We start from the raw sequence: 24,689 nt of genomic DNA, 5'->3' as shown, positions 1-24,689 counted from the left end.
GCGCCGGGGAGACCCGACGCAAGCAAGGACAACCCGCCGTCGTGGCGGCAGCGACCAGGGCGGGGCCGTCCGGGTGAACGGCCCCGCGCGCGGGTCACATGTTGATCATGTGACCGGCGAGGCCGTGCACGGCCTCCTTGACGGCCTCGCCCAGGGTCGGGTGGGCGTGGACGTTGCGGGCGACCTCGTGCACGGTGAGGTCCCACTGCTGGGCCAGGGTCAGCTCCGGCAGCAGCTCGGTGACGTCGGGGCCGATGAGATGGCCGCCGATCAGCTCGCCGTACCTGGCGTCGCTGATCAGCTTGACGAAGCCGACCGTGTCGCCGAGGCCGTGCGACTTGCCGTTGGCGGTGAACGGGAACTTCGCCACCTTCACGTCGTAGCCGAGCTCGCGGGCCTGGGCCTCGGTGTAGCCGAAGCTGGCGATCTGCGGCTGGCAGTAGGTGGCGCGCGGGATCATCGCGTAGTCGAGCTCCATCGTCTCCGCGTCCGCGATGGTCTCGGCGGCGATCACGCCCATCGCCTCGGCGGTGTGCGCGAGCATCAGCTTCGCGGTGACGTCACCGATGGCGAAGATGTGCGGGACGGACGTGCGGCAGCGGCCGTCGACGTCGATCGCGCCGCGCTCGGTGAGGCGGACACCGGTCTTGTCCAGGCCGTAGCCCTCGACGTTCGGCGCGAAGCCGATCGCCTGGAGCACCTTGTCGGCCTCCAGCACCTGCTGGGAGCCGTCCTTGCCGGTGACCGTGACGCGCACCTTGGGGCCGGACTCGTCGATCGCGTCGACGCGGGTCGAGGTGAGCACGTCGATGCCCAGCTTGCGGTACTGCTTGGCCAGCTCGGCGGAGACCTCGGCGTCCTCCAGCGGGGCCATCCGGTCCAGGAACTCGACGATCGTGACCTTCACGCCGTAGTTGTGCAGGACGTAGGCGAACTCGATGCCGATCGCGCCGGCGCCCGCGATCACGATCGACTCCGGCAGGTCCTCGGCCAGGATCTGCTCCTCGTACGTCACCACCCGCGCGCTGCGCTTGGTGCCGGGCAGCAGCTTCGGCGTGGCGCCGGTGGCGATGATGCAGTGGTCGAAGCCGATGGTGCGGGTGTCGCCCTCGTAGCCGGTCACCTGGAGGGTGTGGGCGTCGAGGAAGGTGCCGCGGCCGTCGAACTCGGTGATCTTGTTCTTCTTCATCAGGTAGTGGACGCCCTTGACCCGGCCGTCGGCGACCTTGCGGCTGCGCCGGAACGCCTCGCCGTAGTCGAAGGAGACCGTGCCGTCCACCTTGATGCCGAACGTCTTCGCCTCGCGGGTGACGATGTGCGCCAGCTCGGCGTTGCGCAGCAGGGCCTTGGTGGGGATACAGCCGACGTTCAGACAGACGCCGCCCCAGTACTTCTCCTCCACGACGGCGACTCTCGCGCCGAGCTGGGCGGCGCGCACGGCGGCGACATAGCCGCCGGGGCCCGCTCCGAGTACGACGACGTCGAAGTGCTCGTCCTGCTCGTCCATGGGTGGTCCTCTTCGGTGACGTAGGAGCGGTGGAACGGTGGAACGGTGCGTGCGCAACAGATTGTTTCGCCCGGCCCTGCTCGCCGCCACACAGCTCCCCCAAAGGTGATCACCCTCTCACCGGTACCCGGCACCCCTCTCCCGCCGCAGCCTGCGGCGTACGACGATCAGGTCGACGGCCGCGAACAGGGCGAGCGCGCCGCACAGCACGGCCATCGCGGTCAGCGGCCCGGTCCCCGGCGAGTCGTCGGAGCCGGACCGGGCGGCCCACAGCGCGAAGAGCACGGTGGCGGCGGCGAACACCGGCAGGAAGACGCCGGACAGCAGAAGCCTCAGCCGCAGCGGGCTCTGGGCGGCGACGGGCTCGGTTCCGGTCCGCGGGTGGCGGCGGCCGATCACGCCGGAGCGGGAGCGGGGCACCGGGGGTTCCTGGTGGGCGCCCGCGCGGGCGTGGGGCTCGGGGCGGTGGCTGGACATGGCGGGCTCCTCACCGGTTCGGGACGGCGCGGCTGATGTCCGCGAGCGCGGAGCGCGGGTCGTCGAGGTCACCGAGGCTGACCACGCCGACGGGGCAGCCGCCGTGCTCCACGACGGGCAGCCTGCGCACCGAGTGGCGGCGCATCAGCTCGGCCGCGCGGTCGGTCGTGTCGTCCGGGCCCAGCGTGACGACCGGCGGGCGGGTGCAGACCGTACCGACGGTGGTGGCCGCGGGGTCGCGGCCCTCCGCGACGACCCGGACCGCGATGTCGCGGTCGGTCAGCACGCCGAACAGGTCGCAGTCGTACGCCACCAGGACATCGCCGATGTCCCGCTCACGCATCACCTGCGCCGCCCGTGCCACCGTGGTCATCGGTTCGACGGCGGCGGCGCCGGGTGACATCACGTCTCGTATCTGCCGGGTCATGAGGGCCTCCGGGGGTGGCGGGCCTGCGGTGGGGTCTGGGGGACGGCGGGGGTGGGGCGGGTTGTGGGGACGGCGGGGCGGAGGGTTATGGGGGCGGGGGGGTCCGGGTGTCCGGGGGTGGTGGTGTCTGGGGTCTGCGGTGTCTCGGGTCTGCGGTGTCCGGTCCGGGGCGGTGGCGGCGAGGCGGCGCGTGTCCGGGGCGGATCGCGTCCGCGGATCCGCCTCCCTCCTACGCGGGCCGGGTTTCCCCGCTCGGCGGCGGTCACACCAACGGCTCTGCGCGGCGTCCGGCACCGGGCGGGGCCGCCGTCAGCCGACCTGGGCCCGGAACGCCCGGTACGCCTGCTCGTCGAAGAGCACGAAGCGCACCTCTTCGACGGCGGTGTCGGTGGCGCGGACGGTCTGTACGGCGATGCGTGCGGCGTCGTCCATCGGCCAGCCGTAGATGCCCGCGGACACGGCGGGGAAGGCGACGGTGCGGGCGCCGAGCTCGTCGGCGACGCGCAGCGACTCGCGGTAGCAGGAGGCGAGCAGCTCGGAGCGGTCCTCCTCGGGGCTGTAGCGGGGGCCGACGGTGTGGATGATCCAGCGGGCGTCCAGATCGCCGGCGGTGGTGGCGACGGCCTGCCCGGTGGGCAGGCCCTTGCCGTAGTGGGAGGCGCGCAGGCGGCGGCAGTCGTCGAGGACGGCGGGGCCGCCGCGGCGGTGGATGGCGCCGTCCACTCCCCCACCGCCCAGCAGCGAGGAGTTCGCGGCGTTGACGATGGCGTCGGCGGTCTGCCGGGTGATGTCACCCTGGACGAGCGTGATGGTGGTCATGGTGCCGCAGCATTCCAGACGGCTCGCGCTCAGCCCTGTCTCAGTTGTCTCAGTCGTCGCCAGACCGCCTTCGCCGCGTTGTGGCCGGACATGCCGTGCACTCCGGGGCCCGGCGGGGTGGCCGAGGAGCAGAGGAAGACGGCCGGGTGCGGGGTGCGGTAGGGCCGCAGGGACAGCCGCGGGCGCAGCAGCGTCTGCAGGCCGGTGAACGCGCCGCAGGCGATGTCGCCGCCGACGTAGTTGGCGTTGCGCGCGGCGAGTTCGGGTGGCCCGGCGGTGGCGCGGGCGAGGACGCGGTCGCGGAACCCCGGCGCGAAGCGCTCCAGTTGGCGCTCGACGGCGTCGGTGAGGTCGCCGTCCCACCCGTGGGGCACATGTCCGTACGCCCAGAAGACGTGCTTGCCGGCCGGCGCGCGCGTGGGGTCGACGACGCTGGGCTGCACGGTGATGAGGAACGGCACCTCGGGGGCGCGGCCCGCGCGGGAGGCGGCACGCAGGGCGGTGTCGATCTCGGCGCTGCTCGGGCCGATCTGGACGGTGCCCGCGGCGCGGGCCTCCTTCGCGGTCCAGGGCACGGGGCCGTCGAGGGCGTAGTCGATCTTGAAGACGGAGGCGCCGTAGCGGTAGCCGTCGTGGCGGTCGCCGAGCCCGGCGATGCGCGCGAGGGCGGTGGGGGAGGTGTCGAAGACGTAGGCGCGGGCGGGCGGCAGGTCGTCGAGGCGTTTGACCTCGTAGTCGGTGTGGACGATGCCGCCGTGGGCGCGCAGCAGGGAGGCGAGCGCGTCGGAGAGGGCCTGGCTGCCGCCCTCGGCGACGGGCCAGCCGCGGGCGTGCGCGGCGAGCGCGAAGACCAGGCCGACGGCGCTGGTGGCGAGGCCGTTCAGCGGGGCGATGACATGGGCGACGAGACCGGCGAAGAGGGCCTTGGCGCGCTCGTCGTGGAAGCGGCGGGTCAGCCAGGTGGAGGGCGGCAGGCCCAGCAGTCCGAAGCGGGCGAGGGTGACCGGGTCGCGCGGGAGGGCGGTCAGCGGCAGGGACATGAAGTCGCGGACCAGGGTGTCCCAGTGCGGCAGGAACGGCTCGACCAGCCGGCGGTAGGCGCCCGCGTCGCGCGGTCCGAAGGAGGCGGCGGTCTCGGCGACGGACCGGGACAGCACGGCGGCGGTGCCGTCCGGGAAGGGGTGGGCCATGGGCAGGTCGGCGTGCAGCCAGCGCAGCCCGTGCTCCTGGAGCGGCAGGGCGCGGAAGGCGGGTGAGTTGATGCCGAGCGGGTGGGCGGCCGAGCAGGGGTCGTGACGGAAGCCGGGGAGGGTCAGCTCCTCGGTGCGGGCGCCGCCCCCGACGGTGTCGCGCGCCTCGAACAGGGCCACGGAGAAGCCGCGGCGGGCCAGCTCGACGGCGGCCGTGAGGCCGTTCGGCCCCGCTCCCACCACGACCGCATCGAACATGGTCGGCACCTTCGGACTCCTTCGTCAGCCGATGGCCTCTGAGGGTCAGGATATGCCGGGCGACTGACAACGCCTCGTGCCCCGCCAGGCAATGCCTCGTGCCCCGACCGATACGGGCTCGTGCCCCGCCCGTGCCCGCGTGACACCGGCTCCTGCCCCGCACGGCACCGGCTCGTGCCCCGGACAGCAACACCCGTGCCCCATCCGGGAAGCGGCCTCCTCTCCCGCTGGTCAGGCCGTGCCCGACAGCAGCCCCAGCACCCGCCGGGCGGTCGCGGTGTCCCTGGCCGCGGTGAACGGCAGGGAGTTGCCGCCCGTGACGCGGAACGGTTCGCCGGTCAGCGTGAGGTGGGCGCCGCCCGCCTCCTCGACCAGCAGCAGGCCCGCCGCGTGGTCCCAGGCCGCCTCCCAGGAGAAGGCGACCGCGTCCAACTCGCCGCGGGCTATGGCCAGGTACTCCAGGCCGGCCGAGCCGCACGCGCGCGGTGCCACACCGTCGGTCCACAGGCCGAGCAGCGCGCGCTTCTGCTCGTCGGTGGTGTAGTCCGGGTGGGAGGTGGCGACCTGGAGGTCGCGGCCCGGTGCGGCCGGTCCGGCGTAGAGCCGCTCCCCGTCGAGGAACGCGCCCCGGCCCCGTACCGCGGTGGCCAGTTGGCCGCGGGCGGGCGCGTACGTCCACGAGGCGAGCAGGACGCCGCGCCGGGCGAGGGCGACCAGGGTGCAGAATCCGGTCTCGCCGTGCACGAACTGCCGTGTCCCGTCGACCGGGTCGACGATCCAGACCGGGGCGTCGCCCCGCAGCGCCTCGTACGTCGCCGGGTTGGCGTGCACCGCCTCCTCGCCGACGACGAGGGAGCCGGGCAGCAGGGCGCCGAGCTGTTCGGTGAGATAGCGCTCGGCGAGCCGGTCGGCGTCCGTCACCAGGTCGTGCGGGCCGCTCTTGAGGTCGACCTCGTGGGCGGCGAGGCGGCGGAAGCGCGGCATGATCTCGGCCTCGGCGGCCTTGCGGACCGCCTCCTCCACGTCGGCCGAGTGGCGGGCGAGAAACTCGTCGATGGTTTCCGTGTCTTCGATCATGCCTCCATGAGATCACGCGCCACCGACAATCCTCACCCGGGCCGCCCACACCGGGCGGAACCGGGACGGACCCCGAGCGGAGGCGGGAGGGGCACCGGGCGGAGGCGGGACGGACCCCGGTCGGTCCGGCTCAGCGCCCGACGGCGTACCCCTGCATCCCGCGCGGATTGGCGGCCGCCGACAGCACACCCGTCGAGGGGTCGCGGGCGACCGCGCACAGCCGCCCCTCGGACCAGGCGTCACCGACGGTGACGTCATGGCCGCGCCGCCGCAGCCCGGCCACCACCTCCTCGGGCATCCGCGACTCCACGGTCACGCTGCCCGGCCGCATGCCGCGCGGATAGAAGGAGCCGGGGAAGGAGTCGTTGTGCCAGTTCGGGGCGTCCACGGCGCCCTGGAGGTCGAGGCCGCCGCGCACCGACGGGCGTAGGGCGACGGCCAGGAAGAAGTGCAGCTGCCACTGGTCCTGCTGGTCACCGCCGGGGGTGCCGAAGGCCATCACGGGCACGCCGTCGCGCAGCGCGAGGGACGGGGTGAGGGTGGTGCGGGGGCGGCGGCCGGGGGTGAGCGAGTTCGGCAGGCCCTCCTCCAGCCAGGTCATCTGCAGCCGGGTGCCGAGCGGGAAGCCGAGTTCGGGGACGACGGGGTTGGACTGGAGCCAGCCGCCGCTGGGCGTGGCCGAGACCATGTTCCCCCACCGGTCGACGACGTCCAGATGGCAGGTGTCGCCCCGCGTGCCCCCGTCCGCCGCGACCCCCGGCTCCCCCGGCAGGGTGCGCTCCCCCGGCCCGGCGGGCACCGCGGACTCACCGGGCGCGGCCGGCTCGCCCGGTACCGGCGAGGTCGAGGGCTTCGCGACGGTGGGCTCGCCCACCCCCGGGGCGGCCGGCGGATCCGCCGCGACGGCGGCGGCCATGCGCGCGTGCGCGGGCAGCCGCGGGGTGCGCCCGCCCGGACGGCCGGGCCGCAGCGCGTACGAGGCCCCCTCGCCGATCAGACCCCGCCGCCCGTCGTTGTACGCGTCCGAGAGCAGCTCCGCGACCGGTACCTCGGCGGCGTCGCCGTACCATGCCTCGCGGTCGGCCATGGCGAGCTTGCAGCCCTCGACCAGCAGATGCACATACTCGGCGGTGCCGTACGGCGGCAGCTCGGGCGGGAGCAGGGCGAGCTGCTGGAGCAGGACGGGGCCCTGGCTCCAGGGGCCTGCCTTGCACAGGGTCCAGCCGTTCCAGTCGTACGTCACCGGCGTCTCGTAGGTGGCGGACCAGCCGGCGAGGTCGGCGGCGGTGAGTGTGCCCGTGTGGCGCTCGCCGCTGGTGTCGAGGGTGGGGCGCCCGGACTGCCGTACGAGCGCGTCGGCGATGAAGCCGGTGCGCCACACCTCGCGTGCGGCCTCGATCCGCGCCTCCCGGTCCCCGGCGTGGGCGGTCTCGGCGAGCAGGCGCTTCCAGGTGGCCGCGAGGGCGGGATTGCGCAGCAGCCGGCCGGGGCGGGGTGCCCGCCCGTCGGGCAGATAGACCGCGGCGGAGGAGGTCCACTCGGTCTCGAACAGCTCGCGCACGGTCTCCACGGTCGCGCCCAGGTTCTCCACGGGCGGGTGGCCGTGCTCGGCGTATCCGACGGCGTACTTCAGGACGTCGTCCAGGCCCTTGGTGCCGTGGTCGCGCAGCAGCAGCATCCAGGCGTCGAAGGCGCCGGGGACGGCGGCGGCGAGCGGGCCGGTGCCGGGGACCAGGTCCAGGCCGAGCCCCCGGTAGTGGCCGACGCTCGCCCCGGCCGGGGCCACCCCCTGCCCGCACAGCACCCGTACCTCGCCGCCCGCCGGGGCGAGCAGGATCGGCACCTCGCCGGCGGGCCCGTTCAGGTGCGGCTCGACGACATGCAGCACGAACGCCCCCGCCACGGCCGCGTCGAAGGCGTTGCCGCCGTCCTCCAGCACCGCCATCGCCGACTGCGAGGCCAGCCAGTGGGTGGCGGACACCATGCCGAAGGTGCCGCTCAGCGTGGGGCGCGTCGTGAACTGCATGTCCGCCTCGGTGTGTCGGTGTGCGTGGGTCGGCCGGGGCCGACGGGTCGTAGCGGGGGTGGCTGCCCCGTCCTTCTCCCCCGTGGCGGGGGGCCGGTCACAGCCCTCTGGCCGTCATGACGTCCTGTTCCGCCTTCTCGACCCGGACGCGGGCGGCGGGATCGCCTCCGGCACGCCGTACGGCACCGCGGACCAGAGCGAGGTAGAAGAGGGCCGGGGCGCACGGGGTCCACCGCTCCGCCGGCTGGTCGGCGATGAACCCGAGGACGGACTCGGGGTCGGCGGGGACGAACGCGAAGCGGTCGTGCTCCCACTTGTCGGTGATCCCGCGGGTCCAGCGCAGCCGCAGCGTCTCCTCGTCCAGCTCCGGCAGCACCGCGCGGAAGAAGCCCGCCCACTGGTGGTTGATCAGGTCGAGGCCGAATCCCAGGAACTCCAGGTCGAGTTCGTCCGTCGGATGGACGGCCAGCTCCTCGTACAGGGCCCGGCGAGCGACCGCGTGCAGGCTGATCGGGCTGCCGTCCTTGGGCAGGTCGTGCTCACGGGCGAGGCCCTCGTTGGCCGAGGAGTTCCACCGGGAGCTGTTCGGCCCGGCCACATGGGCGCTGCGCCGCGAGAACAGCATCCGGCCGTCCCTGCCGGTCTCCAGCGCCACGTTGACGCCGAAGCTGCAGTTCATCCACGCCGGGGCGTCGGCCGGGTCCTCGCCCTCCAGGTACTGCTCGCGCAGGGTCAGGCCGTTGTGCTGGGTGCGCTCCAGGTTGAGCGACGTGGTGAGGAAGTCGTAGTAGTCGGCGTCCTGGAGGGTGAGGGTGACCACCGGGTCCTCGGCGAGGTGGGTGCGGGTCACCACGATCCGCTCGACGGCGAAGCGCGCGTTGTTCCAGCGGTGCGGAAGGCCGAGGGCCTCCTTGCGCTGTTCCTCCTCCTCGATGGCGCGCCGCCAGTCGCCGATCTCCTCGGGGAACTGCACGCGTTCCGCGCGGTGCTTGACGCGTACGTCCCCCTCGCGGATGGCACGGGTCCCGTCACCCTCGTAGAGATGACAGCCCGTCCTCCGGCCGACCACGGTGAATCTGTCACGAGCCATCGTCAACGTCCTTTGCGGCAGGGTTGAATGGGCGTTCAGGGGGTCTGGTGGAGCTCGGGCCTCAGACGGGGACATGATATGGAGCGATGTGGGCGAGCACCTGACTCTGATCAAGTCCGAGCGGCGGGCGTCGTCCGTGGTGGGCACCGTGGCGGTGTCCGACTACACGCACCCCGACAGGGACCGGCGTCAGCGGCTGAGACTCCACCACGTCGAGGATGTGCGCGGGCGGTTCACCGACATCGCGCGCGACTCGCTGGGCTTCGGCAGTCCCGTCCGTATCGACGCCGCCGGAGCCACCCGAAGGCAACTGTGGGAAGGGCTTGAGGACTTCCTGGCCCACGACGCCGAGCGGAAGATCCTCTACTGGACGGGGCACGGTGAACACCTGCCGGGCCAGGGGTACTTCCTCGCCTGCGCCGACTCCTGGGAGGACGGCCGGTTCGCCCCGCACCGCGCGCTCGCGCTCACGGACCTCGTGGACCGTCTCCTGCGCCCCGACTGCGAGACCGACACGCTGCTGATCGTCGACGCCTGCTTCTCGCACAGCCACCTCTCCGCGGCCCTGGGCCATGCCCTGGACATCGACCGGGCCAGCGTGTCGCGGGCCAGGCGCAGCCGACGGGCGGGTTTCGCGGTCATCGGGACCTCGGGGATCGACGCGAAGGTGCCCGAGGGGCGCTGGGTGAAGTGGCTGGAGGAGGCGCTGGTCAAGCCGGGGTTCGTGGCGCCCGACCACGCCCGGCCCTTCGACCCGTCGGCCCTCTACCTGCCCCTGCCCTATCTGCTGGACGCCGTCGACGCGCAGGCCGCGTCGTCGGGCCTCGACGAGCCCTCGCAGCGGCCCGGCTACACGGAGGTCCGCTCCCTGCCCAACAACTTCCTGGACAACCCCCACTTCCAGGACGGCGGGCGACGGGTGTACACGCCCGCGGAGCTGAAGCGGCGCACACCCTGGGCCGAGGCCGAGCAGTTCGGCCTGGAGACGGGCAGCCATCTCCACCGCCATTTCGCCGGGAGGAACGGTGCCCTGGCGAGGGTGGTCCGCTGGATGGACACCCACCCGAAAGGGCTGCTGGCGGTGACGGGGCTCGCCGGGACCGGGAAGACGGCCCTGATCGGGCGCCTGGCCCTGACCTCGCTGCCGGGCTGGCGGGAAGCCTTCGGGCCGGACCTCGACCCCTCGACACTGCCCCGCGCGGGAACGGTGCACGCGGCCCTGAGCTGCCGTGGGCAGTCGGTGCACTCGCTGATGGCGGCCCTGTGGGACGCCCTGGCCCATCTGGAGGGAACAGGCCCCCTGCCCGGGCGACCGGCCACGCCGGAACAGTTCTGCACGGCCGTCAACGACCTCGTCCTGAGGGGCAAGTTCTCCCTCAACCTGCTCTTCGACGCGCTCGACGAAGCCCTCCCGGAACAGGCGCACGACATCGCGCGCCACCTGCTGAACCCCCTGTCCGGCGTGTGGGGCGTCCGCGTGGTCGTCGGCACCCGGGCGCAGCCGCGCAGACGCGCGACCGCGGCCGTCGAGGAGGAGTCGCTGCTCGACACGCTGGACCAGAGCGTCGACCCGGTGGTGCTGGGCGACGACGAGGAGGCGCGCGGGAGCATCGCGGACATGGCGCGGTCCGTGCTCGACCGGGCGGGCTCCCCCTATCAGGGGGCCGAGAAGGACGACGACCGCGACTGGACGGCCCGGCTCGTCGCGTCCGGCAGCCGCGGCTCGTTCCTGGTGGCCCGTCTCACCGCGACGGAGCTCAGCCGCCGCTCCCATGTCGTCACGGAGGCGGAGCTGTCGTCGTGGATGACCCATGGCGGCATCGACCTGCACGAACGCCTCGCCGAGGAGATGCTCCACCTGACCTCCCAGCCGGGAGCCGAGCGCGCGCACGAGGTCCTGCGCCCGCTGGCCGTCGTCCAGGGGGCCGGGCTGCCGCCGGGCAGGACCTGGCTCCTGCTCGCCAACGCCCTGCGCGACCCCGGCGCTGACGAACTCACCCTCGGCGACCTGCAGCACGTGTGCCGGACCGCCGACGGCGGCATCCTCGCCTCTCAGCCCTCCCCGCAGCGCGACCGGACGACCCACCACCTCGCGCACCCCAGCTACGGCGAGTTCTTCCTCACCCACGCCGGCCTCACGGCGCAGGAGGCCCACCGCAGTGTCGTGACGGCACTGCGCGGCCAGGCCGGAGCCGACTGGACCGGGGCGGACGACTACACCTTCGACTACCTCGGGGCCCATGCCGCCCAGGTCGGCACGACGGAACTGCGGGAGCTGTTCCAGGACATGGCGTTCCTGCTGCGCGCCAACCCCGATGTGATGCTGCCGCTGGCCGCCACCCTCGCCCGGACCTGCGACGGGGCGGCACTCTACGGGCGCGTCGCGGACACCTTCCGGCGGCGGGCGTCCTCCGCGTCGTCCCCCGGCGAACTGCTGTCCCGCAAGGCCCTGCTGAGGGCCACCGCCTTCGTCAGTCACCGCGAGGGGACGTATCGGACACTGGCGGAGATCGACGGGTTCCTGCCCTGGCAGGAGTACTGGACCGACATGCCGCCGGACCCCCTGGAGTGGCGTCGCGCCGCTCCGCTGGGCGGTGCCAGGACGCTGAGCTGGCGCGCCGGTACGGGAGCGGCGGAGCTCATGCTCGGGGACACCCTGACGGCCGGCGGACGCGGCGAGGTCCTGGTCCTGCACCCGGACTCGGGCACCCGGCTGCTGACCCGGCGGACCCGCGACGCCGACGGCCGGCGCGGGAACGCCCTCACCGAGGTGCGGGAGGTGGGCGCCGGACCCCACTGGACCACCATCGCCCGCGACGACCAGGCCATCTACTTCTGGCGTTCCAGCTCCCGCCTGCCGGACCACGTCTACAGCTGGGGCGGTGCGGTGAAGGCCCTCGACGCGGCCCAGCGGATGACGGAGACCTACGTCCTGGCGGCCGACGGGCAGCGCATGTGGACGTGGTCGTGGAAGAGCGGCGGCATGAGGGGCGACGGCACGCATCTGACGGACATCCGCATGGCCGACGTCCGGCAGATCGCCGCTGTGCCCCTCGGGTCGCGGCTGTTCGCCCTGGTCGCCGGTGCCCGCGCCGAACTGGTCGAGATCACCCGGCGCACGGAATCCTCCGGCGGCCCGCTCGCGTCGGCGGTGGATCTGGGCAGGCTCGGCGACCCCGCCGCGGCTGCCGCGGCCACCTCCCGGCCGGTGCCCGCGGGCCCGTCGGGCGCCGACGGACACCAGGGCTGGATCGCCGTCGCCGACAGCTCCCATGTGCATATCTGGTACTGCGAGACGGACGAGGCGGACCGCAACGCCCCGCCCGTCGTGCGCCCCGTCGGCCGGTTCCGTTCCGCGGCGCGCGGACTGGCCTTCGGACGCCATGGCGACACCCTGCTCCTCGCCGCCTACGAGGAGGTCACGGTCCGCGTCTGGGCCGTCGAGGAACCGCAGCGCGAGGCCGCGTTCCAGATCGCCGCGCCACGGAACAAGGCCATGGCCTTCGATCCCGGTGGACAGGGCCTGCTCGCCGTGGCGGACGGCCCGGACATCCGCATGCTCGATGTGGCTCCCGCGCTGGCGGCCCGGCACGGCAGGCGGCGCCGCCCCAGCAATCAGAGACCGGCGGTGGCCCTGGCCGAGGGGCCGGACGGGCCGCCGCTGCTGTGCCGCACCTGGGCGGACGAGGTCCGGGTGTCCCGGCCGGGCCAGGGCGATCCGGCGGCCGTCCCCGCCCCGGTGCTCACCCACCTGGGGCCGGTGACCTGCGTGGACGCCGTGTACGCGGCGGACGCCTGGATCGTGGTCGCCGCCGCGGGACGCACCGTGCGGATGTGGCGCCTGTCCGACGACCTCTCGGTGGAGGCCCGGCACGACCTCGCGCTCGGCGGGTACGCCGGGGAACCGATCACGTCGCTCGGTCTCGCCGTCGACCGCTCCTCGGGACGGCTGCGGATCTACGTACCGGACAAGATGCGCATCGTCTGGGCGGAGATGCCCGCGGACGCCTCGAGCGGCTGGCGTACGGGAGAACCCCTGCCCGCGGGGCTGCGCTGCTGCGGCCTGGAGGCCAGGGTCATGCGGGACGGCACATGCTGGCTGGCCGCCGACCTCGGTGACGAGATACGGCTGTGGCGGCACCACGGGGAGCGCCCGGACCAGCCCCTGCGCATCGAGCGGGTACGGCCCGCCCAGCTCGCGCTGGGAGAGCTGTACGACCCCGACGACGAGGAGTCGTTCCCCCTGCTGGCCTGGGTGGACGGCGGCATCCATGTGCAGGACTGCTCGGCCGGGGACGGCAAGCCGCCGCAGCGGCTTCCCGGCGACTTCCCGGAGGCGAGGTCGCTGGTGTTCGCCGGCCCTGCGGAGCGGCCCCTGCTGCTGGTCGCCGGCGAACGGACGGCACCGCGCGTCCGCGACCTGCGGGCCGGCACTTGGCTGCACGGGGAGGGCGTTCCTTGGCGGGGATACGCCGTGCACGCCATGGACGCCGCCCCGGACCCGGAGGGCCTGCTGGTCGCGCTCCAGGGAAACGAGCGGTGCGACCTCGTCCGGCTGCCGCACGCGTTCTTCGCATGACCCCCGGCCCGCCCGGTACGACGGGTTCGCGCGGTGCGCCCGTGCGACGGCGCTACGACCCGACGGCCCCCACGACGGCGATACGACCCCGGTGACGGACAGGACACCGACGCCGCCCCCCGCGAAGGGGATACGACCGTACGACCCATGCGACGGAGAAAGGTGACCGCGTGGAGCACGACCTGGTGGTCTTCGTGCCGGGATTCCTCGGCAGCCGGCTGACCAGAGACGGCAGGGACGTCTGGAGCGAGTGCGGCGACGCCCTGCTGCGATCCGGGCCCTCGGCCCGGGCGCTGGAGGCCGTGGCCCTGCCCTCGGGACTCGGCGACGAGCCGCCCGAGGACCGCTTCCGGCTGGTGGCGGACGGGCTGCTCACGGCACCCGACTCGCTGCCCGGACTGCTCTCGTGCGCGGGCTACCCGGACCTCCGCGCGGTGCTCGGTGATCCGGTCGAGGACCAGTACGTGCCGTTCCCCTACGACTGGCGGCTGTCGCACCGGCTCGTCGCCGAGGAGCTCGCGGTCCGGGTCGAGCGCGAACTCACCCGGTGGACCGAACAGGTCGCGCGGCACTACCCGGACCGTCCGGACGACCCCAAGGTCGTTCTGGTCTGTCACTCGACGGGTGGTCTCGTCGGCCGCTACTACCTGGAGTGCCTGGGCGGCCGCGAGACGGCGAGGGCCCTCGTCACACTGGGCACGCCCCACCAGGGCGCGGCCCAGGCCGTCCGCCTCCTGACCGGCCACGGGATCGGGGACCAGCGGGCCGGGAACGGCGGAACGGGGGACCACGGCACCGCGTCGAGCGCGGCCACGCGCAGGCTGAACGAGGTGCTGCGCGACTTCGCCCTCGCCCTGCCCTCCGTGGCGCAGATGCTGCCGGTGTACGACGCGGTCCGGGTCGCGGGCAAGAGCCGTCGGCGGACCCTCGCCGACCGCCGGTACCCCGTTCCCGACCTGCCCACCGCCCTCGTCGAGGACGCCTTCTCGTTCCACCGCCGGTTCCTGGAGGCGCGCGAGGCGCACCGGCGCACCGACGCGGGCGGCCGGCTGCCGTACCAGGTGTACTGCGTGGGGAGCACGGCGTACGAGACGGTGCTCACCGTCGGGCTCTCGGCCGACGGGCTGCGCCACGAGACGGCGGACGCGGCCGGTCACCTCGGGGCGGGCGACGGGACGGTTCCGCGGGACTCCGCCGTCGCGGACTGGGCCGTGCAGGACGAGGCGGAGATGCTGTGGACCGACGGCCGGCACGCCGACCTGGCCGGCGCCGCCGCCCTCGGCGGGAAACTCGCCGCCCTCCGCAAGGGCCTGCCGGTGACCGGCATGCTGGCCGGCGACGAGAAGATCATCCTGCACGCCCCCGCGGAGGCCGTCGCCGGCCTGCCGTTCGAGGTGGCCGTCCTGGGAGTCGGCCTGCGGGAGCGCAACGTACGGGCGGTCATGCGCCACCTCGCCTCCCGAACCGAGCAGCCGGTGCTCTTCGACCCCGATGCTTCCGGGCGGCTCCGCGCCCATCTGGAGGCGGGCCCCGGCAGATGGCTGCTGGAGGCGGTGGCCGAGGACCCGGACGACGTGGATCGAAAGGTCGTCACGCTGTATGCCGGGTGAATCCACGCGCGAGGCCCTCGACTGGCCGCCCTGCGAGGCCGGCGGCTGCCGCGGCCGCAGGGTCGAACCGTACGGGGCCTGCCTGGCGCACCTCGATACCGCCCGGCGTGCCGCGTACCTGGCGAGCCTGGCGCCCGGCGCCGATCTCGACCACCGGGGCACCCCGTTCACCCAGGACCTGCTGGACGACCTGCTGACCAGGCTCAGGGATCCGGCGACGGGCAGGCACCGCGTCGGGAACGTCGACCTGGACGAGGCGCGGTTCGGCGGTGACACGCGATTCCACCGCGTGGACTTCACCGGCGTCAGCTCCTTCGGCGGAGCGGCGTTCGACTCCGGTGTCCTCTTCGTCCGGTGCCGATTCGAGGGAGACGTCAGGTTCGGCGAAGCGGCGGTCACCGGCGACGCCTGGTTCGAGGACACGGAGATGGGTGCCGCGGCCTGGTTCTACGGCGCGAGGATCGGCGGCGCCCTCCGGTTCGCGGCCGGCCGGATCGACGGCGACGCGGTCTTCGACGAACTGGCCGTCGGCGGCGACGCCACGTTCAGCGGGGCCGAGTTCCGCGGGACGGCGCGGTTCGAGGGGGCGGACATCGGCGGAGCGGCCTGGTTCGACGGAGCGCGGTTCGAGGGGGACGCCCGTTTCGACCGTGCGACGATCCGGCGCACGGCCTGGTTCGACGGCGCCGGATTCGGCCGGGAGGCGTGCTTCGCGTCGGCGACCTTGATCGGGGACGTCTCGTTCCCGGGCGCGCGGTTCGACCACGGTGCCCGGTTCACCGGGGCGACGATCGGCGGCGATGCCGACTTCAGCCGGGCGCGGATCGGCCGGGACATCACGTTCCGCAGGGCGAACTTTGCCAACACGGCCAAGCTGGGACCGCTGGTGCTGCCGGGGCGGCTCGATCTGTCCGGGGCGGTCTTCCAGTCCGCGGTGACGATCGAGGCCGCGGCGGATTCCGTGCGCTGCCGGCGGACGCGGTGGGCGTCGAGTGCGGCGCTGCGTCTGCGCCATGCCACGGTCGACCTCGGTGACGCCGTTCTGGAGTTCCCGGTGAGCGTCGCCGGGCGGCCGCACCCGTTCGTCGCGGAGGACGGCGAGGAGATCGACGAGCAGGGCCTCACCCGACGCCCGCTGATCCAGGTGACGTCCGTGAGCGGGGTGGACGCGGCCCATCTGGTCCTGCACGACGCCGATCTGACCCGCTGTCTGTTCGTGGGGGCCGTCCACCTCGACCAGCTGAGGCTCGAAGGGCGGTGCCCGCTGGCCGGCCCTCCGCCGGGGCTGCGCTGGACGCGCCGCCGCACGCTCGCCGAGGAGCACCACTGGCGGGCCGCCCGGCACCGCTGTGCCGGATGGACCGGCGCGCCCGAAGGCATGGCGGCACGCGAACCCGCGGTGCTGGCGCCGGTGTACCGGCAGCTGCGCAAGGCCCTTGAGGACGGCAGGAACGAGCCGGGAGCGGCCGACTTCTACTACGGCGAGATGGAGATGCGCCGCCATGACGCCGAACTGCCCCGCAGCGAGCGGGCGCTGCTCCATCTGTACTGGGCGGCCTGCGGGTACGGCCTGCGCGCGGCCCGCGCCCTCGGCTGGCTGCTCCTGTCGGTGACCGTGACCGTGCTGGCGATGATGCTGTGGGGCCTGCCGCAGGACGACCCCAGGCCGCGGAGCACCGGGACCGTGACCGGCGGCAGCATCACCCTGATCACGGACACCCCGGATCCGGTGAATCCCCAGGGGCCCTACTCGGCCCGTCTGTCGACCGAGCGGTTCGAGAAGGGGCTGCGGGTGGTGATCAACTCCGTCGTCTTCCGCTCGTCCGGGCAGGAGCTGACCACCGCCGGCACCTACGTCGAGATGGCCTCGCGGGTGGTCGAACCGGCCCTGCTGGGCCTCGCCGCGCTCGCCCTGCGCAGCCGTGTGAAGAGGTAGCCGGAGGGTCGCCGGGGCTCCGCACGGGCAGGTGCCGGGCAGGAGCCGGGCAGGTGCCGGACCTCCCTCGGGCCGGTGCCGGGCCTGCCCGAGGACCCTACGAAGAAAGGGACTTCACGCACATATCACCCACCACGTCACGGATTCGCGCCCTCGACGTGACGGCCCCTGCACGCAGCGAGTTCGTACTTCCGCAGCACAGGAAGTCGTGTGACACTGGCGTCCCCCTGTCCGCAGTGCGGACTCCCTCCGCACCGTCCCCCACGAAAAGTGCGCCCGTGCGTTCTCTTCCTCTGCCGCTCGCCCTCACCGCCCGACTGACCCCCGTCGCCGTCCTGGCGTGCGCCGGCTGGGTGCTCACGTCCGGCCCCGAGACCCCCGCGTCGGGCGAGCAGAGAGCCACCGGCCGTGAGCCGGTCACGCAGTCGGCGTCGGGGCCGTCGACCACGGCCGTGCCGAAGACGTACGCGGCCGCGCCCGCGCCCTGCACCAGCCTGGCGAAGAAGACCATCACCTCGCTGGTGCCGGGCGCGAAGACGGCGGGCAAGGAGATCCCGTCGTCGGACTCCGACGCGCGGCGCACCTGCTCCTGGAACGCGCTGGACGGCTACGACTACCGCTGGCTCGACGTGTCCTTCGAGATCATGGACTCGGACGAGGAGGCGGAGAAGTCGTACCAGGGGCGGGTGGAGGACAAGAAGGGCGGCGGAGAGGTGCCGGGCCTGGGGGACGCGGCCTACTCCGTCGTCGACCTCACCACCGAGGACGGGCAGGACACCCGCGAGGGCGTGGTGCTGGCCCGCGCGGACAACGCGCTGGTCGTCGTCACGTACAACGGCAGCGACTTCGAGACGAAGGAAGCGCCCAGCACGGACGAGATCAACGAGGGTGCGATCAAGGCGGCCAAGGAGGCGATGGCCGCGCTGGAGGACGGCGCCGCCTGACCGTCCCCCGACACGTTGCGGTCAGCGGGCCGTCCGGTCCCGGCCGGTCGTCACCGTCAGCAGCAGATAGAGCAGCATCGACGTGCCGAGGCCCACGGCCCAGCCGTAGTCCGCGAGGGGTTCCAGCGCGGGGACGGGCCGGCCGTCGATCAGCGGGTCGAAGTCGGCGCCGCCGATCGCGAGGACACCGCCGACGACGAAGGCCGCCACGGCCCGCCAGTTCCAGCCGCCGTCGTACCAGTAGCGGCCGCCCTCGCGGTACAGGTCGACGAGGTCGAGGTGGGTGCGGCGCAGGATCCAGTAGTCGGCGATGAGGATGCCGGCGACCGTGCCGAGCAGTCCGCCGACCAGGCCGAGCCAGGTGAAGATGTAGCCCTGCGGGTCGGAGTACAGCTCCCACGGGAAGATCAGCACGCCGAGGACACAGGTGGCGAGCGCTCCGGCGCGGAAACTGATCCTCCTGGGCGCGATGTTGGAGAAGTCGAAGGCCGGGGAGACCAGGTTGGCGGCCACATTGACGGACAGCGTCGCGACCAGCACGGTGACGAGGGCGAAGAGCAGGCCGACCTCGTTGTCGGTCTTCGCCGCCAGCTTCACCGGGTCCCAGATGGCTTCGCCGTAGACGGCCTGCGAGCCGGAGGTGACGAGCACCGACAGGAACGCGAACAGGGTCATGGTGGTGGGCAGGCCCAGGGCCTGGCCCCATGTCTGCGCCTTCTGGCTCCTGCCGTAGCGGGTGAAGTCGGGGATGTTCAGCGACAGCGTGGACCAGAAGCCGATCATGCCCATCAGGGCGGGCCAGAACAGCTTCCAGAAGTCCCCGCCCCAGCCCAGCTCGGACGGCTGGTCGAACAGCGGGCCGACACCGCCCGCCTTGCTGCTCATCCACCACAGCATCACGAACGCGCCGACCAGCACGAAGGGCGCCGCCCAGTTCTCGAAGCGGCGGATGGTCTCCATGCCCCGGTAGATGATCGCGACCTGGATCGCCCAGAAGACCGCGAAGGACAGCCACATCGTCCAGGCGTACCCGCCGACCTTGGCGGCGTCCGTCCAGCCCTGCCCGATCAGCTTCCCGGCCAGGAAGTAGATCGCCTCGCCGCCGATCCAGGTCTGGATCCCGAACCAGCCGCAGGCCACCAACGCCCGGACGACAGCGGGCAGGTTGGCCCCGCGGATGCCGAAGGAGGCGCGCGCGAACACCGGGAAGGGGATGCCGTACTTGGGTCCCGCGTGGCCGGTCAGCAGCATCGGGACGAGGACGATCACATTGGCGAGGGCGATGGTGAGCACCGCCTGCTTCCAGTCCATGCCGACGGCGATCAGACCGGAGGCGAGCGTCCAGGAGGCGGTGTTGTGGGCCATGCCGACCCAGAGGGCCGAGAAGTTGTACGTGGTCCAGGTGCGGCCGGCGACGGGGACCGGCAGCAGGTCCTCGTTGGCGTAGGGGCCGCCGGGCTGCGGGGAGTCCGGGGCGATCTCCACGCGGCCGTCGGGGAGGGTGACTTGGGTGGTCGGCGGTATGTCCGCCGGGGCGGTGTCGGTCATGGGCAGGCCAATCGGACGAGAGGGGACGGGAGTGGCCGTGCGGGCACCGGCCCCTCCCCAGGGACGGCGGGGAGGGGCGACCAAGGGGGATCCGTGAGGGAACAGGGGAGTTCGGCGGCTCAGCCGACGGCCGGGATCACCTTCGCGCCGTACGCGTCGATCACGGCCTCCTGCGCGTCGTGCATGTCGTAGACCGCGAACTGGTCGACGCCCAGCTCGCGCAGCGCCTTCAGCTTCTCGATGTGCCGCTCGACGGGGCCGATCAGACAGAACCGGTCGACGATCTCGTCGGGCACGAACCGGGTGTCGGGGTTCCCGGCGCGCCCGTGGTGGGAGTAGTCGTATCCCTCACGGGCCTTGATGTACTCGGTGAGTTCGTCGGGGACGGCGGCCGAGTGCTCGCCGTACTTGGCGACCAGGTCGGCGACATGGTTGCCGACCATGCCGCCGAACCACCGGCACTGGTCGCGGGCGTGGGCCAGCGCCTCGGGCGAGTCGTCGGCGGTGACATAGGCGGGGGCGGCGACACAGACCGTCACCTCGGCGGGGTCGCGCCCGGCGTCCGCCGCGGCGGTCTTCACGGCCTTGACCATGTACTCGGTGAGGTAGAGGTCGGCGAGCTGGAGGATGAACCCGTCGGCCTCCTCGCCGGTCATCTTCAGCGCCTTCGGACCGTAGGCGGCCATCCACACGGGGAGTTCGGCGCCCGGCTTGATCCACGGGAAGCGGACGACGGTGCCGCCGCCGAGGTCGGCCTGCTCGCCGCGGCCCAGCGCCCGGATGACCTTCATGGCCTCGCTGATCCGGGCGAGGGTGTTGGGCTTGCGTCCGGCCACGCGCATCGCGGAGTCGCCGCGGCCGATGCCACAGACCGTGCGGTTGCCGAACATGTCGTTGAGGGTGGCGAAGGTGGAGGCGGTGACCTCCCAGGTGCGGGTGCCCGGGTTGGTCACCATCGGGCCCACCTTCAGCTTCGTGGTGTTGGCGAGGATCTGGCTGTAGATCACGAACGGCTCCTGCCAGAGGACGGCGGAGTCGAAGGTCCAGCCGTACCGGAAGCCGTTGCGCTCGGCGCGCTTCATCAGGCTGACGACCCGCGAGGCGGGCGGGTCGGTCTGCAGGACGAGTCCGAAGTCCATGGGCACCCCTCCTAGTTCAGGTACTGACAGGTGGAGCGGGGGGTGTAGACGCCGTGCCCGGCACGGCCCGTGTACTCCCGCTCGGTGATCACCGGGACGCCCCTCGAGAGGACGGTCTCGACGCGGCCGGTGAGCCGCCTGCCCTCGTACGCCGAGTAGTCGACGTTCATGTGGTGCGTCTCGGCGGACACGACCTGCTCGGCGTGCGGGTCGTAGAGGACGACATCGGCGTCGGCGCCGGGCGCGATGGTGCCCTTCTTCGGGTACATGCCGAACATCCGGGCCGGGGTGGCGCAGGCGATCTCGATCCAGCGGCGGCGGGAGATGTGCCCGTCGACGACGGCCTGGTGCAGCAGGTCCATCCGGTTCTCCACGCCCGGCAGACCGTTGGGGATCTTGGAGAAGTCGCCGCGGCCCAGCTCCTTCTGGCCGGTGAAGCAGAAGGGGCAGTGGTCGGTGGAGACGACCTGGAGGTCGTTGGTGCGCAGGCCCTGCCAGAGCTTGGCCTGGTGCTCCTTGGGGCGCAGGGGTGTCGAGCACACGTACTTGGCGCCCTCGAAGTCGGGCTCGGCGAGGTTGTCGGTGGACAGGAACAGATACTGCGGGCACGTCTCGCCGAAGACGTTCAGCCCCTCGTCGCGGGCCTTGGCCAGCTCGGCGACCGCCTCCATCGCCGAGACGTGCACGACGTACAGGGGGGCGCCGGCCACCTGGGCGAGCCTGATGGCCCGGTGCGTGGCCTCGGCCTCCAGAAGCGCCTTGCGGACCTCGCCGTGGTAGCGGGGGTCGGTCTCGCCGCGGGCCAGGGCCTGTTCGACGAGCACATCGATCGCGATGCCGTTCTCGGCGTGCATCATGATCAGGCCGCCGTTCTCGGCGGAGCGCTGCATGGCGCGCAGGATCTGGCCGTCGTCGCTGTAGAAGACGCCCGGATAGGCCATGAACTGCTTGAAGGACGTCACGCCCTCCTCCACCAGGAGGTTCATCTCCTTGAGCGTCTCGTCGTTCACATCGGAGACGATCATGTGGAAGCCGTAGTCGATCGCGCAGTTGCCCTCCGCCTTGGCGTGCCAGGCGTCCAGGCCCTCGCGGAGGGTGTGGCCGACGCTCTGCACGGCGAAGTCGACGATCGTCGTCGTGCCGCCCCAGGCCGCCGCGCGGGTGCCGGTCTCGAAGGTGTCGGAGGCGAAGGTGCCGCCGAAGGGCAGCTCCATGTGGGTGTGGACGTCGACGCCGCCGGGGATCACGTACTTTCCGGTGGCGTCGAGCGTGCGGTCCGCCGTGAAGGTCGCCGCGGCGGGGGTGCCGGTGGCTGCGAGGGCGGCGATGCGGCCGTCCTCGATCAGGACGTCGGCGTGCATCTCGTCGGCGGCGGTGACGACGAGGCCGCCACGGATGACGGTACGGCTGCTCATGCTCCCTCTCCTTCCGGGCGTACGTACGTGATCAGGGCGCGGTCAGCGGCGCGTACGCCCCCGGAGCGCGGTCCCGGTAGAACTGCCAGCGGTCCCTGACCTCCCTGAGCTTGGCCATGTCCAGGTCCCGGACGACCAGTTCGGGCTCCTTGTCGCTCGCCACCTCCCCCACGAACTGGGCCTCCGGGTCGACGAAGTAGCTCGTGCCGTAGAAGTCGTTGTCGCCGTACTCCTCCACCCCGACCCGGTTGATCGCGCCCACGAAGTACTCGTTGGCCACGGCCGCCGCCGGCTGCTCCAGCTGCCAGAGGTAGCCGGACAGGCCGCGGGAGGTGGCCGAGGGGTTGAAGACGATCTCGGCGCCGGCGAGCCCCAACGCCCGCCAGCCCTCGGGGAAGTGGCGGTCGTAGCAGATGTAGACGCCGATCCTCCCGACGGCCGTGTCGAAGACGGGCCAGCCGCTGTTGCCGGGGCGGAAGTAGAACTTCTCCCAGAAGCCGCGCACCTGCGGGATGTGGGTCTTGCGGTACTTGCCGAGGTAGGAGCCGTCCGCGTCGATCACGGCGGCGGTGTTGTAGAGGACGCCGGGCTGCTCCTCCTCGTACATCGGCAGGACCAGGACGATGCCCAGCTCCTTCGCCAGCGCCTGGAAGCGGCGCACGATCGGGCCCTCGGGGATCCGCTCGGCGTACGCGTAGAAGGCGGGGTCCTGGACCTGGCAGAAGTACGGTCCGTAGAACAGCTCCTGGAAGCAGAGGACTTGGGCGCCCTGCGCCGCCGCGTCGCGGGCCGCCTGCTCGTGCGCCCGGATCATCGACTCCTTGTCGCCGGTCCAGGCGGTCTGGAAGACGGCGGCACGGATCACTCGGCTCATCGGGACCTCCGGTAGCTCGGTGTGCGGTGAGCCTAGGAAGCCCGCGGGTCCGCTTTGAGTTGCACCGTGTCACGTCTGCGGGGGTGCGGCGTGGCACCGTGTCACCCTGGTCCGACCCCATGTTTCCTCACTGTTCTCCCAGGTCGTCGCATGTTTCACCCCTGTTGCGCGTCATGCGCGAGGAGCGCGATGTGCACCGAGGCCGCCTGCTCGAAGTCGTCCAGGTCGACGCCGAGGCGGGTCTGTATCGCCTCCAGGCGGCGGTAGAGCGCGGGCCGGGAGACATGGTGGAGCTGTGCGGTACGGGACTTGTTGCGCCCGGTGGCGAGATAGGTGCGCAGTACGGCGAGCAGGTCGTCGTCCGCCGCGCGCAGCAGTCCGGCCAGCTCCCGCTCGGCGAAGGACTGCACATGCGGGTCGTCGCGCAGCAGGCGGACCAGGCCGCGCAGATGGACGTCCTTCAGGCGGACGACCGGCGGAAGTCGGAGGACGGCCGAGGAATCGGCGACGGCGTCGGCCACGTGCTGGGCCTCGCGCAGCCCCGAGGGTACGTCCTCCCAGTCGGGGCGGGCCCCCGCGGCGGCCACCACGGGCGCCGGGCCCTCCTGGCGCAGACGGGCGGCGAAGTGCCCGGCGAGGGCGTCGGCGTCCTGGTCGCGGGCCAGGCTGAGCAGGACGGCCGTGGCGCCGTCGGCGACTTCGGCGACCAGGCCCGGCAGGCCGATCAGCCGCAGCACGCGGTCGAGGCGGTCCGGACGTGCCCCGCGCACCACGAGGGGCACGAAGGTGCGCCGGTTGACCGGCAGTCCGGCGGCCCGCGCCCGCGGCAGCAGCTGCCGGGCCGGTACGACGCCCGAGAGCAGGTCGGTGAGCAGGCTCTGCGCGGACTGCTCCTCCCAGGAGGCCGCGCGGGTGCCGCCGAGCATGCGGTGCAGGACGAGGGCCTCGGCGGCCCGGTCGGCGAGCAGCCGTCCGACGGCGGTGTCGCCGCGGAACCCGCACAGCACGATCCGGCCCCAGCGCTCGCCGCGCCCGCCCAGTTCGGCGCGGATCCAGCCGTCGCCCTCGCCGCCTCCCCCGGTGCCTGCGTGGCCCGGGCGGTACCCCCATGCCTGCCGCGCGATGCGCTCCCAGTCGCGCAGCACGTCGTCGACGGCCGGCCGCTCCCCCGCGGTGGCCAGCACCCGGTGGGCGAGGTTGGTGACGACGACGGGGCAGCCGCTGTGCTGGGCGACCTCGTCGAGGAGGTGCTGGAGGGGGGCGCCCGCGGTGATCAGGGCGGTGAGCGCGGTGCGTACGGCCTCGGAGAGGCTGACGGCGGCGAACTTCCGCCGGACGAGGCGCGACTGGACCTCCTCGGTGAGTTCGGCGAAGGGGAAGGGGCGGTGCAGGACCACCAGCGGGAGGCCGCAGCGTTCGGCGGCGCGCCGCATCACGTCCGGCGGGGACGGGAAGGCGCGGCCCAGTCCGAGGACCACGGCCGCGGCTTCGGCGCGGTGCAGGGAGCGGATGTACTCGGCCTGCTTGTGCGCGTCCCCGGCGAGCAGCACGCCGGTGGTGAGGACCATCTCGCCGCCGCTGAGCATCACGCCGACGTCGGCGGCCTCGGCGACGTGCACCCAGCGCACCGGCCGGTCGAGGTGGCGGGCGCCGGCCACCACCTCGGGCTCTCCGGCCAGCACGCGCTCCAGGCCGAGCACCTGGCGCACCGACAGCGCGGGTTCCAGGGTTTCCAGGGCGGTGCTCATGGCGGCGCTCCCTCCACTCACATGG

General features: G+C 73.0%; 17 protein-coding genes. 4 read left to right on the top strand and 13 right to left on the bottom strand.

Annotated elements, in window-relative coordinates:
- Positions 1–94 precede the first annotated feature (94 nt).
- From lpdA to ACSU6M_RS27565, 8 genes are all read right to left on the bottom strand, one after another.
- Positions 95–1,507, bottom strand: coding sequence for a dihydrolipoyl dehydrogenase (gene lpdA / locus ACSU6M_RS27600; RefSeq protein WP_437073198.1), 1,413 nt, complete (start codon positions 1,505–1,507; stop codon positions 95–97).
- Positions 1,508–1,624: 117 nt separating this feature from the next.
- Complete coding sequence (locus ACSU6M_RS27595) at positions 1,625–1,984, bottom strand: DUF6343 family protein (RefSeq protein ID WP_437073196.1); 360 nt, start codon at positions 1,982–1,984, stop codon at positions 1,625–1,627.
- 10 nt (positions 1,985–1,994) lie between these two features.
- Entirely contained in the window at positions 1,995–2,411 is a 417-nt protein-coding gene (locus ACSU6M_RS27590; protein WP_437073194.1) for a CBS domain-containing protein, read from the bottom strand.
- A gap of 309 nt (positions 2,412–2,720) precedes the next feature.
- Positions 2,721–3,230, bottom strand: coding sequence for an O-acetyl-ADP-ribose deacetylase (locus ACSU6M_RS27585; protein WP_437073192.1), 510 nt, complete (start codon positions 3,228–3,230; stop codon positions 2,721–2,723).
- A 29-nt stretch (positions 3,231–3,259) separates the two neighbouring features.
- Positions 3,260–4,687 carry a phytoene desaturase family protein gene (locus ACSU6M_RS27580; protein WP_437073190.1) on the bottom strand — a complete coding sequence of 476 codons (1,428 nt, stop codon included), beginning with the start codon at positions 4,685–4,687 and terminating at the stop codon, positions 3,260–3,262.
- A 222-nt stretch (positions 4,688–4,909) separates the two neighbouring features.
- On the bottom strand, positions 4,910–5,755 hold the full coding sequence (locus tag ACSU6M_RS27575) for an inositol monophosphatase family protein (RefSeq protein ID WP_437073188.1): 846 nt from the start codon (positions 5,753–5,755) through the stop codon (positions 4,910–4,912).
- A gap of 130 nt (positions 5,756–5,885) precedes the next feature.
- Positions 5,886–7,781, bottom strand: coding sequence for a gamma-glutamyltransferase family protein (locus ACSU6M_RS27570; RefSeq protein WP_437073186.1), 1,896 nt, complete (start codon positions 7,779–7,781; stop codon positions 5,886–5,888).
- Between the two features lie 97 nt (positions 7,782–7,878).
- Positions 7,879–8,871, bottom strand: coding sequence for a translation initiation factor 2 (locus ACSU6M_RS27565; RefSeq protein WP_437073184.1), 993 nt, complete (start codon positions 8,869–8,871; stop codon positions 7,879–7,881).
- Positions 8,872–8,959: 88 nt separating this feature from the next.
- On the opposite strand from ACSU6M_RS27565, the gene ACSU6M_RS27560 reads away from it, so the two are divergent.
- The 4 genes from ACSU6M_RS27560 (at position 8,960) to ACSU6M_RS27545 (ending at position 17,940) form a co-directional block, all read left to right on the top strand.
- Positions 8,960–13,450 (top strand): peptidase C14 caspase catalytic subunit p20, encoded by a 4,491-nt coding sequence (locus ACSU6M_RS27560; RefSeq protein WP_437073182.1) that lies wholly within the window; start codon positions 8,960–8,962, stop codon positions 13,448–13,450.
- 170 nt (positions 13,451–13,620) lie between these two features.
- Positions 13,621–15,060 carry an esterase/lipase family protein gene (locus tag ACSU6M_RS27555; protein ID WP_437073180.1) on the top strand — a complete coding sequence of 480 codons (1,440 nt, stop codon included), beginning with the start codon at positions 13,621–13,623 and terminating at the stop codon, positions 15,058–15,060.
- Complete coding sequence (locus ACSU6M_RS27550; RefSeq protein ID WP_437073178.1) at positions 15,050–16,996, top strand: pentapeptide repeat-containing protein; 1,947 nt, start codon at positions 15,050–15,052, stop codon at positions 16,994–16,996. The genes ACSU6M_RS27555 and ACSU6M_RS27550 overlap by 11 nt, the downstream gene beginning before the upstream one ends.
- A 278-nt stretch (positions 16,997–17,274) precedes the next feature.
- Entirely contained in the window at positions 17,275–17,940 is a 666-nt protein-coding gene (locus ACSU6M_RS27545) for a hypothetical protein (RefSeq protein ID WP_437073176.1), read from the top strand.
- A gap of 21 nt (positions 17,941–17,961) precedes the next feature.
- Here ACSU6M_RS27545 and ACSU6M_RS27540 read toward each other — a convergent pair whose 3' ends face one another.
- The 5 genes from ACSU6M_RS27540 to ACSU6M_RS27520 all read right to left on the bottom strand — a co-directional run bounded on the left by ACSU6M_RS27540 (position 17,962) and on the right by ACSU6M_RS27520 (position 24,664).
- Positions 17,962–19,488, bottom strand: a complete 1,527-nt coding sequence (locus ACSU6M_RS27540; RefSeq protein WP_437073174.1) for an NCS1 family nucleobase:cation symporter-1 — start codon at positions 19,486–19,488, stop codon at positions 17,962–17,964.
- A 119-nt stretch (positions 19,489–19,607) separates the two neighbouring features.
- Positions 19,608–20,627, bottom strand: coding sequence for a TIGR03842 family LLM class F420-dependent oxidoreductase (locus ACSU6M_RS27535; protein WP_437073172.1), 1,020 nt, complete (start codon positions 20,625–20,627; stop codon positions 19,608–19,610).
- Between the two features lie 11 nt (positions 20,628–20,638).
- Positions 20,639–22,042 (bottom strand): dihydropyrimidinase, encoded by a 1,404-nt coding sequence (gene hydA / locus ACSU6M_RS27530; protein ID WP_437073170.1) that lies wholly within the window; start codon positions 22,040–22,042, stop codon positions 20,639–20,641.
- A gap of 31 nt (positions 22,043–22,073) precedes the next feature.
- Positions 22,074–22,916 (bottom strand): nitrilase-related carbon-nitrogen hydrolase, encoded by an 843-nt coding sequence (locus ACSU6M_RS27525; RefSeq protein WP_437073169.1) that lies wholly within the window; start codon positions 22,914–22,916, stop codon positions 22,074–22,076.
- A gap of 155 nt (positions 22,917–23,071) precedes the next feature.
- Entirely contained in the window at positions 23,072–24,664 is a 1,593-nt protein-coding gene (locus ACSU6M_RS27520; protein WP_437073167.1) for a PucR family transcriptional regulator, read from the bottom strand.
- Positions 24,665–24,689: the final 25 nt, after the last annotated feature.

It is taken from the genome of Streptomyces sp. enrichment culture (assembly GCF_964272895.1).
Taxonomy (GTDB): domain Bacteria; phylum Actinomycetota; class Actinomycetes; order Streptomycetales; family Streptomycetaceae; genus Streptomyces.
The sequence above is the reverse complement of the archived record's forward strand: the minus strand, read 5'-3'. Positions and strand labels throughout refer to the sequence as shown.

Bases quoted from the DNA above. Each gene is read 5' to 3' on its own strand.
- ACSU6M_RS27565 (WP_437073184.1), bottom strand. From the start codon at position 8,871: ATGGCTCGTGACAGATTCACCGTGGTCGGCCGGAGGACGGGCTGTCAT.
- ACSU6M_RS27575 (WP_437073188.1), bottom strand. From the start codon at position 5,755: ATGATCGAAGACACGGAAACCATCGACGAGTTTCTCGCCCGCCACTCG.
- ACSU6M_RS27570 (WP_437073186.1), bottom strand. From the start codon at position 7,781: ATGCAGTTCACGACGCGCCCCACGCTGAGCGGCACCTTCGGCATGGTG.
- ACSU6M_RS27535 (WP_437073172.1), bottom strand. From the start codon at position 20,627: ATGGACTTCGGACTCGTCCTGCAGACCGACCCGCCCGCCTCGCGGGTC.
- ACSU6M_RS27590 (WP_437073194.1), bottom strand. From the start codon at position 2,411: ATGACCCGGCAGATACGAGACGTGATGTCACCCGGCGCCGCCGCCGTC.
- hydA (WP_437073170.1), bottom strand. From the start codon at position 22,042: ATGAGCAGCCGTACCGTCATCCGTGGCGGCCTCGTCGTCACCGCCGCC.
- ACSU6M_RS27585 (WP_437073192.1), bottom strand. From the start codon at position 3,230: ATGACCACCATCACGCTCGTCCAGGGTGACATCACCCGGCAGACCGCC.
- ACSU6M_RS27550 (WP_437073178.1), top strand. From the start codon at position 15,050: ATGCCGGGTGAATCCACGCGCGAGGCCCTCGACTGGCCGCCCTGCGAG.
- ACSU6M_RS27595 (WP_437073196.1), bottom strand. From the start codon at position 1,984: ATGTCCAGCCACCGCCCCGAGCCCCACGCCCGCGCGGGCGCCCACCAG.
- ACSU6M_RS27520 (WP_437073167.1), bottom strand. From the start codon at position 24,664: ATGAGCACCGCCCTGGAAACCCTGGAACCCGCGCTGTCGGTGCGCCAG.
- ACSU6M_RS27540 (WP_437073174.1), bottom strand. From the start codon at position 19,488: ATGACCGACACCGCCCCGGCGGACATACCGCCGACCACCCAAGTCACC.
- ACSU6M_RS27525 (WP_437073169.1), bottom strand. From the start codon at position 22,916: ATGAGCCGAGTGATCCGTGCCGCCGTCTTCCAGACCGCCTGGACCGGC.
- lpdA (WP_437073198.1), bottom strand. From the start codon at position 1,507: ATGGACGAGCAGGACGAGCACTTCGACGTCGTCGTACTCGGAGCGGGC.